Consider the following 15,222-nt stretch of genomic DNA (forward strand, 5'->3'; position numbering starts at 1 on the left):
GTGCCGCCCCGGGACGGACGGCGAGATGAGCGACGCGCCCGACGCCCTGCCGCGCGGGGAGGCCGAGGAACTGGTCGCCGCGATCTGGTGCGACGTGTTCAAACTGGAGCGGGTCGGCCGGCACGACGACTTCTACGAGCTCGGCGGTCACTCCCTGCTCGCGATCCGGATGGCCTCTCGCCTGCGCGACACCGCGGGCCTGAAGGTGCCGCTGCGCTTCATCCTCGACAACCCCACGGTCGCCGAGCTGGCCCGGCTCATCCGGAAACCCGCCTGAGCGCACGCGGACGCCCCGGACGGGCCCCCGGCCCGTGTCCCGCGCGCCCGGTACGGCGACGGCGAGCACCCGCCGAACGGCGCATCGGTGAACGGAAAATGAATTGTCCATACGTTGTGAGCACCTCGCTCCGCATTGTCGCCGTCGCTCCCATAATTCAATTACGGCCGCTATTCATAGCGACACGGGGCAAGCTTTCGAGGAATCACATGAGGCGTTGGATCGGTGTCGGGCTGGCGCTGCTCCTCGGCGCCGCCGTGGTGGCGGCGATCGTGGCGGGCAACCGTGACGGCGCGGGGACGCGGGAGCCCGCCCTGGTCCGCGGGGTGATCGGTTCGGAGAAGAAACCGTTCTTCGACGATCCGAGGGTGCGGGCGGTCTTCGCCGGGCACGGCCTGCGGGTGGAGGTCGACACCGCCGGGTCGCGCCAGATCGCGACCTCGGTGGATCTGGGGAAATACGGCTTCGCGTTCCCCTCCAGCGCCCCGGCGGCCGAGAAGATCAGGCGTGACCGGGGCGCCGCCCGCACGTTCGCGCCGTTCTCCTCGCCCATGGCGATCGCGACGTTCACCCCGATCGTGGACGTGCTCACCACGGCGGGCGTCGTACGGGACTCCGGCCAGGGCTACCAGGTACTCGATATCCAGAAATATCTGGATATGGTGGCGAAAGGCACCCGGTGGGACAAATTACCGGGAAATACTGTTTACCCGGCGCGTAAGCGGGTGCTGCTCACCACCACCGACATCCGCACCTCCAACTCCGCGGCGATGTACCTGTCGATCGCCGGATACGTGGCCAACGGCGACGACGTGGTCACCTCCGAAGAGCAGGGCGCCGAGGTCGCCCGGACCGTCGCCCCCCTCTTCCTCGACCAGGGATACTCCGAGACCTCCACCGAGGCGCCGTTCGAGGACTACCTGTCCCTGGGGATGGGGAAGACACCCATGGTCATGATCTACGAGGCGCAGTACGCCTCACGCCTGTTCTCCGGAGACGGCTCGATCCGCCCCGGCATGCGCCTGCTCTACCCCTCACCCACGGTCCTGAGCAAGCACACGCTCGTACCGCTGAGCACTCAAGGCGCCGAGGTCGGCAGGCTCCTGCAGGAGGACCCCGAACTCGGGCGCCTCGCGGCCCTGCACGGCTTCCGCACCGCCGCCGCCAAGGCGTTCGACGACCTCGTCGCGAAAGCCGGAGCCCCGCTGCCGCCCGGCCTGGTCGACGTGGTGGAGCCCCCCGACCACGACCGGCTGGAAGGCATGATCTCCGCGGTCGAGACGCTCTACCGGTCCGGCACGGCCCCCTCACCCACCCCCTGACTCACCCTTCGCAGCGCTTGGAGGAGAGACCACCGTGAGCGATCTCGTGCTCAGCCCGCCCGAACCCGTGGCCAAGGTGCCCACGGAGAAGGCGGCCACCATGCTGCCGGTCCCCGAAGGGCGGGAGGCGGAACTGGCCCGCAAGGCCGCAGACTTCGCCGAGGAGCTGAGCGCCCTGGACCCCAGGTCACCGGAGTTCACCCGCAAGGTGCACGACATCACCTCCATGGGCGACGCGGAGATCCGCGCCACCTCCCAGGTGGCCAACCGCATGCTGAAACGCCCGGTGGCCGCACTGGCCTCCGCCAGGGGCGAAGGCCGGGACGCGCAGGCGGCGGTGGCCGGGCGACTGGTCGCGCTGCGCCGCACGATCGTCGACCTCGACCCCCGGCAGACCTCCGGCCCGGCCAGGAAACTGCTGGGACTGATCCCGTTCGGCGACAGGCTGCGCGACTACTTCGCGAAATACCGGTCGGCGCAGAAACACCTCGACGACATCATCCGCGCCCTCAAGTCCGGGCAGGACGAACTACGCAAGGACAACGCCGCCATCGAGGGGGAGAAGACCAACCTGTGGGAGTCGATGAAGCGCCTGCAGGAGTACGCCCTGCTCGCCGCCGCCCTCGACACCGCGGTCGAGGAAAAGATCCTGCACGCCGAGGCGGCCGAACCGGAGAAGGCCACCGCCCTGCGCTCGGACGCGCTGTTCGGCATCCGGCAGAAACACCAGGACCTGCTCACCCAGCTCGCGGTCTCCGCCCAGGGGTACCTCGCACTGGACCTGATCCGCAGGAACAACCTCGAACTGATCAAAGGCGTGGACCGGGCGACCACCACGACGGTCGCGGCCCTGCGCACGGCCGTGACCGTGGCCCAGGCCCTCGCCAACCAGAAACTCGTGCTCGACCAGATCACCGCGCTGAACACCACCACCTCCGACCTGATCGTGGCGACCGGCCGGATGCTGCGCACCCAGGCCGCCGACATCCAGACCCAGGCGGCCTCGACCACGGTCGGCATGGACGCGCTGCGCACCGCGTTCGACGACATCTACTCCACCATGGACATGATCGACACGTTCAAGGCCAAGGCCGTGGAGAACATGGCGATCACCGTGGACAGCCTCACCGTCGAACTGGACCACGCGCGCACCTACCTGGAGCGCTCACGGCGAGACGACGACCGGGAAAACACCCCGTGAGCGGGCCGCCACCCCGCGCACGAGCCGGCACGCCCCGCACGGCCAGACGGGCACCGGCCCTGCTCACCCTGCTCACTCTGCTGGCCCTGCTGGCGGCGGCCGCGTGCGGCGGAGCCGAACCCACCACCACCCCAGCCACCCCCGCCGACGGGCCCGACGTGCTCCGCGTCCTCGCCGGAAGCGAGATCGCCGACCTGGAACCCCTGCTCAGGCGGGCCCAGGACGACACCGGCGTCCGCGTCGCGCTGTCGTACGCCGGAACCCTCGACGGAGCCGACCAGGTGGCGAGCGGCGGCGCGGACGGACACCACGACGCGACCTGGTTCTCCTCCAACCGCTACCTGTCACTGATCGACGGAGCCGCCGCACGGCTCTCCACCCAGACCAAGATCATGGCCTCGCCCGTGCTGCTCGGCCTCAAGACCTCCAAGGCCCGCGAACTCGGCTGGACCACCAAAACCGTGACCTGGAACGACATCGCCTCGGCCGCGCGCGCCAAGAGGTTCACCTTCGGCATGACCAGCCCCGCGGCCTCCAACTCCGGATTCTCGGCACTGGTCGGCGTGACCGCGGCGCTCTCCGACGCCGGAGAGGCCCTGGAGGAGACCCAGATCACCGCGGCGACCCCCCGGCTCAAGGAGTTCTTCTCCGCGCAGACGCTCACCTCCGGCTCCTCCGGCTGGCTCGCCGACGCCTACACCAAGGAGGGCACCGTCGACGGGCTCGTCAACTACGAGTCCGTGCTGCTCGGCCTCAACGCCTCCGCGAACCTCCCCGAACCGCTCACCCTGATCTACCCGGGCGACGGGGTGGTGACCGCCGACTACCCGCTCACCCTCCTGAGCTCCGCGCCCCCGGACAAGAAAGAGCTCTACGGCAAGCTCGCCACCTGGCTGCGCACCCCGGAGATCCAGCGGGAGATCATGACCACCACCCACCGCAGGCCCATCGTCCCCGCGGTCGCCCCCGACCCGCGCTTCGGGACCGCCTCCCTGGTGGAACTGCCCTTCCCCAACCGGCGCGACGCGGCCGACACACTGATCGGCGTCTACCTCAACCAGGTGCGCAGGCCGTCGCGGACCCTGTTCGTGCTCGACACCTCCGGCTCGATGAACGGAGAACGGATCGCCGCGCTCAAGCAGGCACTGACCGCCCTGTCCGGCGCCGACACCTCCGTCAGCGGGACGTTCTCCCGCTTCCGCGACCGCGAGACGGTCACGATGATCCCGTTCAACACCGGCCCCGGCACCCCGCGGACCTTCACCCTGCCCGACCACGACGCCGGACCGGTCCTGCAGCGGATCCGCTCCTACAGTGAGGGCCTGAGCGTCGACGGCGGCACCGCGATCTTCGACAGCCTGCGCGCCGCCTACGAGCAGATCCGCTCCACCCCCTCGCAGGACCTCACCTCCGTCGTGCTGATGACGGACGGCGAGAACACCGACGGCAGCTCCTACGACGACTTCGCCACCTACTACGCCTCCCTCCCCGTGAAGGCCAGGACGTTCGTCGTGCTCTTCGGCGACAGCGACGTCCAGGAGATGCGGCGAATCGCCGAACTCACCGGCGGCGCGACCTTCGACGCCCGCCAGGGCTCACTGGCCACGGCCTTCAAGGAGATCCGTGGCTACCAGTGACGCGGGAAGGCGGATCCTCGCCTACGCCGGATCGACCAGGAACATCGCCGGATGCGCCCTCGCCCTCGCCGGGGTGGCCCTGGTCTTCCTCGGCCTCGCCGGAACCTACTGGCCCGTCGTGGTCGCCGGCCTGTACGGCGTCGGGGCACTGCTCGCCCCGGCCGACCGGGTCAGGCTCACCATCTCCCACGCCGAGGTCGAATCCCGGCACCTGCTCGCCGACCTGGACACCCTGCTGGCCAACGTCGCCGGAAACCGGTTCCCCGACGACGTGACGACGCGGGTCACCGCGCTCGCCGGCGTGCTGCGCGACATCCTGCGGCGCGCCGACACCCTCACCTCCTCACCCGACCACCTGCACATCGTGTCCCAGACGATCAGGGACTACCTGCCCTCCAGCCTGGAGACGTACGCGAACCTGCCCCGCTCCCACGCGCTCACCCGGCGCGCCGAGCGCGAGCGCAGCGCGCACGAGGAACTGCTCGCCCAGCTCGACCTGCTCGACACCCAGCTGCGCAAAGTCGCCGAGTCGGTCTACCACGGCGACGAACAAGCCCTGCGCGACCAGGGCAGGTTCCTCCAGGACCGGTTCGGCGGCTCCGGCCTGGACCTCTGACCCGCCCACCCGGCTTGAGCGTCGCGGGCCACGGGGGAGCGGGGAGTCAGGGTGTCGGCCACTCGTCGTCGGTTACTCGTCCCGCGACGAGGCCGCACGGTGCTCGGTGATGATCTCGGCCATCGCGGCGCGGAAGTGCTCGCGGCCGCCGGGGGAGAGCGGCGAGAGAAGGCGGGTGAGCTCCGCGGTGACCTCGGCGTGGAAGGCGAGCGCGGCCTGGTGGCCGGTGTCGGTCAGCGTCACCTGCAGCGCGCGCCGGTCTCCCGGCACGGCCGAGCGCCGGGCCAGGCCGCGCCGCTCGGCCCGGTCGGTGAGACCGGTGAGGGCGGCCTTCTCCACACCGAAGCAGTGCGCCAGCTCGGCCATGCCCCGGGGGCCGTCGAGCAGGACGCACAGCAGCTTGGCCTGGACGGGCGTCAGGCCGTGACGTTCGGAGACACGCGCGTACATGCCCTGCACGAGGCCGGTGAGCTGAACCAGGCCGACGGCGATGTCCAGGTGGGCGCCGGCACACCGGCTCTCCGGCGCGGCCTCTCGCCCCGGCGCCGTGGCCGCGATCGGTTGCCCCGTTGTGGTCATGGGCATTATGGTACCCGGCAAATATAGTTAACGACGCGTACAGTACGCTTCACGAATCACGGCGGCTGCGCGCACCCGGAACGCGAGGAGACCCGAAGTGTCGTTCACCGAGGAAGAGATCGCCTACCTGCGCTCCCAGCCCCTGGCCCGCATCGCCACCATCTCCGACGACGACCAGCCGGACGTGGCGCCGGTGGGATTCGAGTTCGACGGGACACACATGTACGTCGGCGGCAGAGACCCGGTCAAGACCCGCAAGTTCCGCAACGTACAGGCCGGAAACACCAAGATCGCGATCGTCGTCGACGACCTGCCCTCCACCGACCCCTGGATACCCCGCTACCTGCGCATCTACGGCGAGGCCGAACTCGTCCAGCACCACGGGCAGTTCGGACCCGGCACCTACATGAAGATCACCCCGGACGTGTCGTGGAGCTTCAACCTCGAAGGACTGCCCTTCGGCCACGACCGCGAGATCAACGTACGACGCGCCGTCCACCACCCCACACCCGAAACCGGCGCATAACCAGGACACGCGACCCCCGGCCCCGGCGCGTCGCCGGCCCGTGCCGGAGATCCGTCTCGCAGCGGTAGCCACGCCTGTGCACCGTGCACCGTGGTGAACCGCTGCGAGTCTCTTCCGCACACGCCGACCTCACGGCGCAGGACGAACAGGCGAGCAGACGAACAAGACCTACCGGAGCATGCGAGCGACCACTTCCTCGGTCGACGGCACCTCGTGAGCGAGGAACCGGTAGTTGACGATCGCCGCCTCGTAACCGTCGCCCCGGTCCGGATGCCGCGGGCCGGCCGTCGCGTCCCTGACCACCGCCACCTCGAAACCCTGCTCAAGGAACTCCCGCAGGTGGGACTCGACGCACAGGTTCGCCAGCATCCCACCGAGGACGACCTTGCCGATTCCCCGCTTGCGCATCTGCAGGACCAGGTCGTTGGTCTGCGGCCCGAACACCTTGTGCGGACCGGCGACGATCGTCGCGCCGTCTTCGATGTAGGGCCTGAAGCGATCCAGCCAGTCCGCGCCGGAGCCACGGAAACCGGTCAGATCCAGCGGGCCGCTCCGCGCGAAGGTGCCGGTCCGGAGCTCGTCGGCCTCCAGCGGCCCGTTGAACGTCCAGCCGCCGTCGGTGGGGTAGAAGTAGTGCGGCGAGATGAAGACGTCGTACCCCCGCTCCTTGGCGGCCCTGAAGATACGCTCCATGTTCTCGACCGTGCCGTTCTCGGTGACACTCGCGCCGACGGCCTCCCAGCTCGTCCCGGTCTCGCTCAGCACGTCGTTCTGCGGGTCGATGAACACCACCGCGGTGTCGGACTGCCGGATCTCCATCGCCCCGCCCCCTCACCGTTCCCGGCCCACCCGGCTCGCCACCGGCAAGACCGGCCCCGCCCCGGCAGCCAGGCCGCAGGGCACACCCCTCCGGCCGACAACCGTCGTATGCCCACCGCCACCCAGGCCGATCGACAGGTTTGCGCAGTTCAAAGAGCTACCCGATGCATAGTTTGCCCGGCGGGGGAGCACCCGCCGACGGCCGGGCCCCGGCTCGTCATCGGCGGGCCCGTCCTCTGATCCGACCCGAGACGTCAGGGGACCGGACCGGCACAGCGGAAAATTCCCGATACTTCCTCTTCTTCCGGTCAACCCCGGGAGCGGCCCGAAGAGTGTCAGGGGTGACTTTCACCGACGAGACTTCATCGACGAGAGGAGACCGGGTGGACGCGGACTTCGCGGACTTCGTACGGCACCGGGGCGACCACCACCTGAGAACGGCCGTCCTGCTCACCGGAAACTGGCACACGGCCGAAGACCTGCTGCAGTCCTGCCTCGGCAAGCTGTACCGGGTATGGCACCAGCTGGACACCAGCAGCGAACCGGACGCCTACCTGCGCCGCATCCTGGTCAACACCCACCGATCCTGGTGGCGCGCCCGATGGCGCCGCGAGATCCCGCGCGCCGACCTGCCCGACCTGCCCGCCCCCGGGGACGGTCTCGGGGACGGGGGAGAGGCCCGGGCGGTGGCCGAGGAGGTCCGCAACGCCCTGGCCAGGCTGCCGGCCAGACAGCGAACGGCCCTGGTGCTGCGCTTCTTCGTGGACCTACCGGAGACCGAGGTCGCCGACCTGATGGGCTGCTCGACCGGGACGGTCAAAACCCACACACACCGCGGCCTGCGGGCCATGCGCCGGATGATCACACCGGACACGACGGTCAACCGAACCGAGACCCAGGGGAGTGGAATCCGGTGAGACACCACCACGAGGAGCCGTTCATGAACGAGAAGGAAATCCGCGCACTGCTCGTCAGAGCCACCGAGGACCGCCCCGCGGACATCGACCTCATGCCCGCGACCCCGGCACCAACGACACCGAAGCCGGGGCCGAGGCGGGGGCCGGCCCGGATCCTGGTCCCGATCGCCTCGATGGGCGTCGCGGCCGCGGTGGGGGTGGCCGCGCTGTTCCTGCCGGCGGCCCAGCCCTCGGCACAGGCCCAGGTGGCCGCCGCGGCCGAGAACACCAGCCGAGAGAGCTACCGGATCCACAGCACCAGCGGCGCCAAGACCTTCGACGGCGCCTTCGACCCCGCCCAGCGCGTGGGCGTCATCACCAGGGCCGGAGACGGAGCCGAAACCCGCTTCGTCGGCGACCTGATGTACGTCCGCCAGCACCGCGAGGGCAAGTGGACGGTCTCCCCGCGCATCGAGGAGGAGCTGAAGAGCGCCCCGCAGGTCACCGCCCTGGTCAAGCTCGCCCCCCTGGACCCTCAGACGGCCCTGCGGCGACTCCGTTCGGCCACCGACGTCCGGGAGGACGGCTCCGCCTCCGGCCCGGGCTGGACCGGCCGGCGGTTCACGTTCTCGCTGAAGGACGAGGGCGAGCCCGGCCTCAAGGAGGCCATGGGCGGACCGGTGGAGATCACCGGAGCGGTGAACGTGGACGAGCAGGGACGGGTCAGGCGGCTGGAGGTCGTCTTCGCCGACGACGGCCAGCGAAACGTCCTGGACTTCGAGGACTTCGGCACCCCGGTGACGGTCACGGCCCCGCCCGCCGACCAGGTGGAGCAACTGCCGACCGGCGACCCGAAGAAGCACAAGGTGGACCAGATGCCGGCGGACACGCCGGACCGTAAACCGTCCGGCGTCGAGCGGCCCGTCGACGAGTGAGAAGTGTGAGGTTCCCTGCGGCGTAGCGCTCTGGGAACCCCTATAAATCACGACATCCTATACCAGACAGAATTGACCTTCTGTCTGGTATAGGATGAACATCGCTAATCCAGCCTTTTACCGATCCACCTCGGGCGGCTTGCCCGGACATCGGATCCGGCTCGCACGGCCTGTTCGGTAAAGACGCTTCGCGTAGACGCGGCGAGCCCCGCATTCCCCTCTTGATCCATTCCGCAGACATGATCATCTACCCCACTTTGCGATCATGGTCGTTCATGATCTTCTCGTTCGGAGTCGTCACCTTCGAAACCGTCGCCGCCGCACTTCGGCCCCCGGCCGCCGCCCGGCGGCTGTCACCCGACTTCGGCACGCTGAGGCATCAGAGACATGCCTAATACCCCTAAGCCGGAATTGCGCCAATTTGTCGCATTTGCGAGAAAACGTCGACGACTCCCCAGATCTCGGCGATTCGGCCGCCCGTGAAGCGGACGATGAAGATCTCCTGGTAGGTGACGGATTTGCCGGTCGGTGGCAGGCCCCTGTACTCGCCCTGGTGGGTTCCGGTGACCGTGTTCCTGAAAACGACCCTGTCCCCCTCCGCGACCGCGTCCTCGACCGTGACGTGAATGTCGGGGAACGCGCGAAGGAGCACCTCCCACACGTGCTTGAGTGCCCGCGCTCCCGTCGTGTCCATCGGCACCGGCGCGTGAAACAGCACGTCCGGCTCGACGACCTCGTCGATCGTCTTGAAGATGACCTCCGCGTCGCCGCTGTTGAGGGCGTCATGGAGGCGGCCGAACGTCGCCTTGTTGTGCGTCGCCGTGGTTGCCGGCATGAGTTTTCTCCTCGGGGCCGAGAGAACGGTGCGGTGTTCGAGACACCATCCATCACGGACCTCTTCCCGAACCGCCATGAAGCGGCCCGTCACGGAGCGGTCTCCCGCGTGCTGGATGGTGTCTCATCGGTCCGACGGCGCAGCGCCCCGGAATGTGAGGCGCCGCGTCGGCCTCACGGTTCACCGCACTGTCCCGTCGAAGCGGTAGGGCAGGTAGGCTCCCCCGGCACTGTGCCTCTCCCCCGGTACGGGTCGGCTGAGCGGCGGCCGTGGTCCCGGTGCCCCACGAGATCCGGCCGGTCGCCTCGCACTATGCTCCAGCGGAGGGCGCCGGAGACGCGCGCTGAGCGAGAACCGCCTGAGCTGAGATGGCCGTCTGGGTGAAGCGAGCACCTGGGCGGGCCGGTGCCGGGGTCACAGGCGCATGACGCTGCTGTGGTGGTCGATGTGGTCGGCGCTGTCGTCGTCGAACCAGAGGCCGCCGGTGGCGAGGTAGCGGAATCGGTGGGTTCCGGGGGGCAGGATGACCGAGACGGTGCGGGTGCCGTTGCGGCGGCGGCGCATCTCGTGCAGGCCGGGTTGCCAGTCGTTGAAGTCTCCGACGACGCTGACGGTGCCGGAGGGGTGGTCGGCGGGCAGGGCGAAGGTGACGCGGGTTTTGCGGCCGAACAGTTGTGTGCGCCTGAGCATGGGCGTCCTCCGTGGGTTCCCTGGGGGTGGGGAATGAGGTCAGCCTCCCTGTTGGTGTGGCGGTTCGGGTAGAGGTGTGTGCAGGCCGTAACACACTGTTCACCCCGGTTTCGGGTTGTTTGCGACTGGGGTAGTTCGCGGGGTTCATTGTTACCCCTGACCTGCCCGGCGGCACCGGTTCCTTGTGAGAGGAACCTCCCGTAGGGCTCCGTTCCTGTCGTTAGTGTGGTCTCACCGTCGAGAGGCCAGGGGGTCCTGATCGTGGTCGAGGCCAGTGCTTTCGGGAGGCCGGGATACGCCACCACGCGTGACGGCCGTACCCTGCACCACGTCACCGCGGGCAGTGGCCGGCCGCTGGTGGTGTTCGAGGCCGGTGGCAGCGGTTCCCGGACGATCTGGGGGCTGGTGCAGCCACAGACGGCCCGGATCACCGCCACGCTCGCCTACGATCGCGCGGGGTTCGGCCGTAGCCGGCCGGATGGCGCGCCTCGTGTCCTGGGCCGGATCGTCGACGACCTGGAGGATCTGCTCGGCTCCGTCGCCCGTGGTCCGTGTGTCCTTGTCGGGCACAGTCTCGGAGGACCGATCTGCCGCCTGCTCGCCTACCGTCGTCCCGACCTGGTGGCGGGTCTGGTCCTGGTGGACCAGGCCGCGGAGGACTGTGACTTCTACTCCGGCAGGGCCTTCGCCGTGGCCGGTGCCGTGGGCAACCTCCTCACCGCTCCCCTGGCCCGGCTCGGGATCATGGGTGCCCTGGCCAGGCGCCGCCTTTACGGGCGGTTCCCGCCCGAGATGATCGCGGAGATGCGCGGTGAGGAGTTCGGCGCGGCCGCCCTGCGCGCCCACCGGGCCGAGGTACGGCACCTGGCGGAGGGCTTTCGCGCGTTGCGGGAAGTGGCCGCGAGCAGGCCGTTGCCCGACGTGCCCGTCACGCTCATCTCTGCGGCCCCCGGCAGGAGGCGCTCCGGCGGCATGGGGGCGCGGATCGCCGCCAGTCACCTGCGGCTGGCCCGGTCGCTTCCCCGGGGCAGGCATGTGTGGGCCGAGGGCAGCGGGCACATGGTGCCGGTGGAGGCGCCCGGGGTCGTCGTGGAGGAGGTGCGCGCTCTCCTGGCCCGGGTGTCGGCATGAGAAGGCCCTGTCTCGGGCGGGGCGGGGCTGTTTCGGGGCGGGGTGGCGGGACTTCTCGCGCGGGCCCTGCGGGCGTGGGCGTTCGTCTACCGTGGGGGGATGTACATGATCGGTGCTCTGCCGGGTGTGCCACTCCCCCGTGGTCGCGGCCGGTGGTGGCGTCCGGGGTGTCGCCGGTGACGGCGGCGTGGCGGGCGGACCCCGCCGCCGCTCCCGTTCCCGGTGGCGGGGTTTCGGCGGGCGGGGATGTGGCACTGGTGCGGGGTGAGCGGCCGTTGACGGCGGCCCGGATGCGGGAGGGGTGTCGCCGGGATCATGCGGCCAGCTGATCTGAATCGTCTCAGTGTGGGCGAGTCGGCCGATCGTTACGTGGAGCTGGTGCGGGCCAAGACCCTGACCGGTGCGCTGTCGACGTCGACGGCGGAGGTGTACGCGCGTGATGTGGCCACCTTCGTGGATCTGGTGGGCGAGGAGGTGGTGCTGGACGACCTGACCGGTGAGGACGTGGACGCCGTCCTGCTGGCGTTCGCCCGCAAGCCCGACGGCCGGCGGCGCTCGCGGCCTGGGCAGCCCGGTGAGCGGGCGGGTGCCTCGCAGTCGGCCTCCTCCCAGGCGCGGTTTCGGCGGTCGATCTCGGCGTTGTTCAAGCACGCGGTGCTGGCGGGGTGGGTGCAGGTCAATCCGATGGCGATGGCGACGGTGACGGCCAGGGAGCGCGGGGGGTTGCGGCCCGAGCGGCGGGCGCTCACCCGTGAGCAGGCGCGGGGGCTGATCGGCGCGGCGCGTGAGCTGGGGGGCGGGCCGGACGGTGGCGCGGTGGTGGCCGAGGCGCCGGTGGCGGGTGCGGGGCGGGTGCGGCGGCGTGACCAGCACACCGAGTTGCGTGACGGGCTGATCGTGTTGATGCTGTCGACGATGGGCCCGCGGGTGTCGGAGCTGGTGCGGGCCAATGTGGAGGACTTCTACACCAACGACGGGGTGCGTTACTGGCGGATCTTCGGCAAGGGCGGCAAGACGCGGGACGTGCCGCTGCCCGGTGATGTCGCGCTGGTGCTGGAGGCGTATCTGCTGCACGGGCGGATGGCCTCCGGTGACAAGGCGTTGCTGTTGTCGTGGCGGGGGCGGCGCCTGGCGCGGGGGGACGTGCAGGCGGTGATCGACCGGGTGCAGCGCAGGGTGGATCCCGACAGCCGGCGTTCGGTGACGCCGCACGGGTTGCGGCACACCACGGCCACGCATCTGCTGGCCGACGCGGTGGACATGGACGCGGTGCGGCGGGTGCTGGGGCACAGTGACCTGGCGACGCTGGGGCGTTACCGCGACGAGCTGCCCGGGGAGCTGGAGGTGGCGATGCGGTCGCATCCGCTGCTGCGCGGCCCGGCGCCGGGCTGATCCGGCTCACCGGCGGGGGTGCTCCCCTGGGCGGGGCGGGTGTTCAGGCGGCGCGTTCCTCGGCGCACACCTCGGCCAGGACGTCGAGGGAGACGTTGAGGGCGTGGGCGAGGGCGGCGACGGTGAAGAAGGCGGGGGTGGGGATGCGGCCTGTCTCGATCTTGCGGAGGGTCTCCGCGGACAGTCCGGCGGCGGCGGCCACCTCGGTCATGCTGCGCGTGCCGCGCGCCTGGCGCAGGATCGCGCCCAGGCGGTGGCCGCGTTCGCGGTCGAGTTCGGTCAGCGGGGGTCGCACCATGTGCCCGATCCTAGCAAGCGTGATAACAATACCGGTACAGGTATTGGGCGGCCGGTGGCGTGTCACGCGGCGGGGACGAGACGGCGTCGGCCACGCTGGCCGCGCCGTCCGCTAGGCAGGCCGGGCGGGGGCCGGTGCCGCGGCCGGGCCCGCTCCCGGTGTCCGAGCCGGTTGGGGTGGCTGGTGATTGAGCCGGTTCAGGCCAGCAGCTCCCCCACCAGCTGGCGCAGCGAGCGGGCGAACCTGCCGGGGTCCTCCTGCGGGGTGAGGCGGCGCACCATGTCGGCGTCGAACATGCCCAGCAGGGCGTGGGCCACGAAGGCGGCGTCCAGGTCGGGGCGGGCCTGGGCGATCAGGTTCTCCAGGTGGGCGTGCCAGCGTACGTAGGTGGGGTCGGCGTGGCGGTCGGTGGCGCAGGAGCGCTCGTGGGCGGCGAGCAGGGAGAGGTTGCCTGCGGCCAGCCGGGAGAGGGCGTCGAGGAAGGCGACGATGCGCTCGGCGGGCGGTGCGCCGGGGCCCAGCGGCGCCGGTCCCGACTCCAGCGCCTCGCGCAGCTGCACGGCCCGTTCCTGCAGCAGGGCCTGCATCAGCCCGGTACGGCTGCCGAAGCGCCGGAAGACGGTGCCCTTGCCGACCTGGGCGTGCGCGGCGACCTGGTCCAGGGAGATGCCGGCGCCGTGGGTGGCCAGCAGGTCCTCGGCGGCGCGCAGGATGGCCCGCCGGTTGCGGGCGGCGTCGGCGCGTTCGCTCATCCCCCGCCCCCTCTCCCCTTCGCGTAAACCGGCTCCATGCGACCGGCTACGTGTCATCGGCTTCACGCGACCGGCTTATGTGACCGGCTTCGTGTCACCGTCCCGGATCGGATGACAAGCCTGTTCGGACGACAGGCCTGTTTGGCCGTCCCCTTTGCGTAACCGGACCGTGAGTCCGTATATTAGCCCACACATAACCGGACCATTGGTCCGCTTTGTTCGGTGTGCGGGGTTCTCGCGCACCGCCCTCCCGGTCAGGAGCTTCCGCCATGCGCGCTCTCGTCGTCGACCCCTCGGCTCCCTGCGGCCTGCGCCTGGGCGTGGCCGCCGACCCCGAACCCGGCCCCGGCCAGCTGCTCGTCCAGGTGAGCCACGCCTCCCTCAACCCCGGCGAGCTGGGCATGCTCGCCGGGCTGCCCGCCGGCCACGTGGGCGGCTACGACGCCGCCGGGGTCGTCGTACGCCCCGCCGCCGACGGCACCGGACCGGCGGCCGGCACCCGGGTGCTCGCCTTCGGCCCCGGCGCGTGGGCCGAGCTGCTCGCGGTCTCCGGCGCCGACGTCGCCCCCCTGCCGCGCGGAGCCGCCCTCGCCGAGGCCGCGGCGCTGCCCATGGCGGGCGTCACGGTCCTGCGCACCCTGCGCGCCGCCGGGTCCGTGCTGGGCCGGCGGGTGCTGGTCACCGGGGCGAGCGGCGCCGTGGGCCGCTACGGCGTGCAGCTGGCCGCCCGGGCCGGAGCCCACGTCGTCGCCTCGGTCCGCGACGGCGCCCACGCTCCCGCGCTGACCGCGCTCGGCGCCCACGAGGTCGTCGTCGGCCTCACCGGCCTGCAGGGGCTGGCCGAGCCGGTCGACGTGGTGCTGGAGACCGTCGGCGGCCCGTACCTGGTGGCCGCCTGGGCGCTGCTCGCCCCCGGCGCCACCCTGCAGAGCATCGGCTGGGCCGGTGGCGAGCCCGCCGTCTTCCCTCCCGGCTCGACCTTCTTCCCCGGTACGGCGCGCACGCTGAGCTCCTTCGGCGACGCCGCCGCCGTCGGCGCCGACCTGGGCCTGCTGGCCGGTCTGCTCGCCTCGGGGGCGCTGTCGGCGCAGGTCGGCTGGCGCGGCTCCTGGGAGCGGGCCGAGGAGGCGGTACGGGTGGTCCGCGAGCGGAAGGTCACCGGCAAGACCGTCCTCGACATCACCCCGGCCCCGGGCCCGGAGGCTTGACTCCACCCCGAAAGGCCATGAGTCCCACGGCGGGCAGCGCGTGACAAGCGTTGCCCGGCAGCGGCTTCGCGGCTGCTGAGGCGCTCGGAGGCGCTCCGGCGCCCGTTC

At 70.8% G+C, this 15,222-nt stretch carries 17 protein-coding genes; 11 read left to right on the plus strand and 6 right to left on the minus strand.

All coding sequences use genetic code 11. The features are described 5' to 3' along the window. Window positions 1–25: 25 nt before the first annotated feature. From ABT053_RS29860 to ABT053_RS29880, 5 genes are all read left to right on the plus strand, one after another. Complete coding sequence (locus tag ABT053_RS29860) at window positions 26–277, plus strand: phosphopantetheine-binding protein (RefSeq protein WP_350973382.1); 252 nt, start codon at window positions 26–28, stop codon at window positions 275–277. Between the two features lie 209 nt (window positions 278–486). Next, window positions 487–1,599 (plus strand): hypothetical protein, encoded by a 1,113-nt coding sequence (locus ABT053_RS29865; protein ID WP_350973383.1) that lies wholly within the window; start codon window positions 487–489, stop codon window positions 1,597–1,599. A gap of 34 nt (window positions 1,600–1,633) precedes the next feature. Further along, entirely contained in the window at window positions 1,634–2,800 is a 1,167-nt protein-coding gene (locus tag ABT053_RS29870; protein ID WP_350973384.1) for a toxic anion resistance protein, read from the plus strand. Continuing rightward, entirely contained in the window at window positions 2,797–4,437 is a 1,641-nt protein-coding gene (locus tag ABT053_RS29875) for a VWA domain-containing protein (RefSeq protein ID WP_350973386.1), read from the plus strand. Before ABT053_RS29870 ends, ABT053_RS29875 begins: the two co-directional genes overlap by 4 nt. Then, window positions 4,424–5,053, plus strand: coding sequence for a hypothetical protein (locus ABT053_RS29880; protein ID WP_350973388.1), 630 nt, complete (start codon window positions 4,424–4,426; stop codon window positions 5,051–5,053). Before ABT053_RS29875 ends, ABT053_RS29880 begins: the two co-directional genes overlap by 14 nt. Before the next feature lie 72 nt (window positions 5,054–5,125). Here ABT053_RS29880 and ABT053_RS29885 read toward each other — a convergent pair whose 3' ends face one another. Then, a complete protein-coding gene (locus ABT053_RS29885; RefSeq protein WP_350973389.1) occupies window positions 5,126–5,632 on the minus strand; it encodes a MarR family winged helix-turn-helix transcriptional regulator in 507 nt (168 codons plus the stop codon). A gap of 97 nt (window positions 5,633–5,729) precedes the next feature. Between ABT053_RS29885 and ABT053_RS29890 the strand changes: the two genes are divergently transcribed. Continuing rightward, complete coding sequence (locus tag ABT053_RS29890; RefSeq protein ID WP_350973391.1) at window positions 5,730–6,158, plus strand: PPOX class F420-dependent oxidoreductase; 429 nt, start codon at window positions 5,730–5,732, stop codon at window positions 6,156–6,158. A 168-nt stretch (window positions 6,159–6,326) separates the two neighbouring features. Here ABT053_RS29890 and ABT053_RS29895 read toward each other — a convergent pair whose 3' ends face one another. Then, window positions 6,327–6,977 (minus strand): cysteine hydrolase family protein, encoded by a 651-nt coding sequence (locus ABT053_RS29895; protein WP_350973393.1) that lies wholly within the window; start codon window positions 6,975–6,977, stop codon window positions 6,327–6,329. A gap of 383 nt (window positions 6,978–7,360) precedes the next feature. Here ABT053_RS29895 and ABT053_RS29900 point away from each other — a divergent pair, with 383 nt between their 5' ends. Next, complete coding sequence (locus ABT053_RS29900) at window positions 7,361–7,894, plus strand: SigE family RNA polymerase sigma factor (protein WP_350973395.1); 534 nt, start codon at window positions 7,361–7,363, stop codon at window positions 7,892–7,894. A gap of 23 nt (window positions 7,895–7,917) precedes the next feature. Continuing rightward, on the plus strand, window positions 7,918–8,808 hold the full coding sequence (locus ABT053_RS29905; RefSeq protein ID WP_350973397.1) for a hypothetical protein: 891 nt from the start codon (window positions 7,918–7,920) through the stop codon (window positions 8,806–8,808). A gap of 400 nt (window positions 8,809–9,208) precedes the next feature. Here ABT053_RS29905 and ABT053_RS29910 read toward each other — a convergent pair whose 3' ends face one another. Both ABT053_RS29910 and ABT053_RS29915 read right to left on the minus strand, forming a co-directional pair. After that, window positions 9,209–9,736: an ester cyclase gene (locus ABT053_RS29910; protein ID WP_350973399.1), complete on the minus strand. Its 528-nt coding sequence runs from the start codon at window positions 9,734–9,736 to the stop codon at window positions 9,209–9,211. 321 nt (window positions 9,737–10,057) lie between these two features. Continuing rightward, complete coding sequence (locus ABT053_RS29915) at window positions 10,058–10,333, minus strand: isoamylase early set domain-containing protein (RefSeq protein WP_350973400.1); 276 nt, start codon at window positions 10,331–10,333, stop codon at window positions 10,058–10,060. Window positions 10,334–10,558: 225 nt separating this feature from the next. Between ABT053_RS29915 and ABT053_RS29920 the strand changes: the two genes are divergently transcribed. Both ABT053_RS29920 and ABT053_RS29925 read left to right on the plus strand, forming a co-directional pair. Further along, a complete protein-coding gene (locus ABT053_RS29920; RefSeq protein ID WP_350973402.1) occupies window positions 10,559–11,464 on the plus strand; it encodes an alpha/beta fold hydrolase in 906 nt (301 codons plus the stop codon). 315 nt (window positions 11,465–11,779) lie between these two features. Continuing rightward, the gene (locus tag ABT053_RS29925) at window positions 11,780–12,856 is read left to right on the plus strand and encodes a tyrosine-type recombinase/integrase (RefSeq protein ID WP_502991890.1); all 1,077 of its coding nucleotides are present in this window, start codon (window positions 11,780–11,782) and stop codon (window positions 12,854–12,856) included. Between the two features lie 43 nt (window positions 12,857–12,899). Here ABT053_RS29925 and ABT053_RS29930 read toward each other — a convergent pair whose 3' ends face one another. Further along, window positions 12,900–13,154 carry a helix-turn-helix domain-containing protein gene (locus ABT053_RS29930; protein WP_350973406.1) on the minus strand — a complete coding sequence of 85 codons (255 nt, stop codon included), beginning with the start codon at window positions 13,152–13,154 and terminating at the stop codon, window positions 12,900–12,902. A gap of 197 nt (window positions 13,155–13,351) precedes the next feature. Continuing rightward, on the minus strand, window positions 13,352–13,906 hold the full coding sequence (locus ABT053_RS29935; RefSeq protein WP_350973408.1) for a TetR/AcrR family transcriptional regulator: 555 nt from the start codon (window positions 13,904–13,906) through the stop codon (window positions 13,352–13,354). Window positions 13,907–14,175: 269 nt separating this feature from the next. Between ABT053_RS29935 and ABT053_RS29940 the strand changes: the two genes are divergently transcribed. Next, the gene (locus tag ABT053_RS29940) at window positions 14,176–15,114 is read left to right on the plus strand and encodes a zinc-binding dehydrogenase (protein WP_350973410.1); all 939 of its coding nucleotides are present in this window, start codon (window positions 14,176–14,178) and stop codon (window positions 15,112–15,114) included. Window positions 15,115–15,222 lie beyond the last annotated feature (108 nt).

This window comes from Streptosporangium sp. NPDC002524 (assembly GCF_040295985.1).
GTDB lineage: Bacteria > Actinomycetota > Actinomycetes > Streptosporangiales > Streptosporangiaceae > Streptosporangium.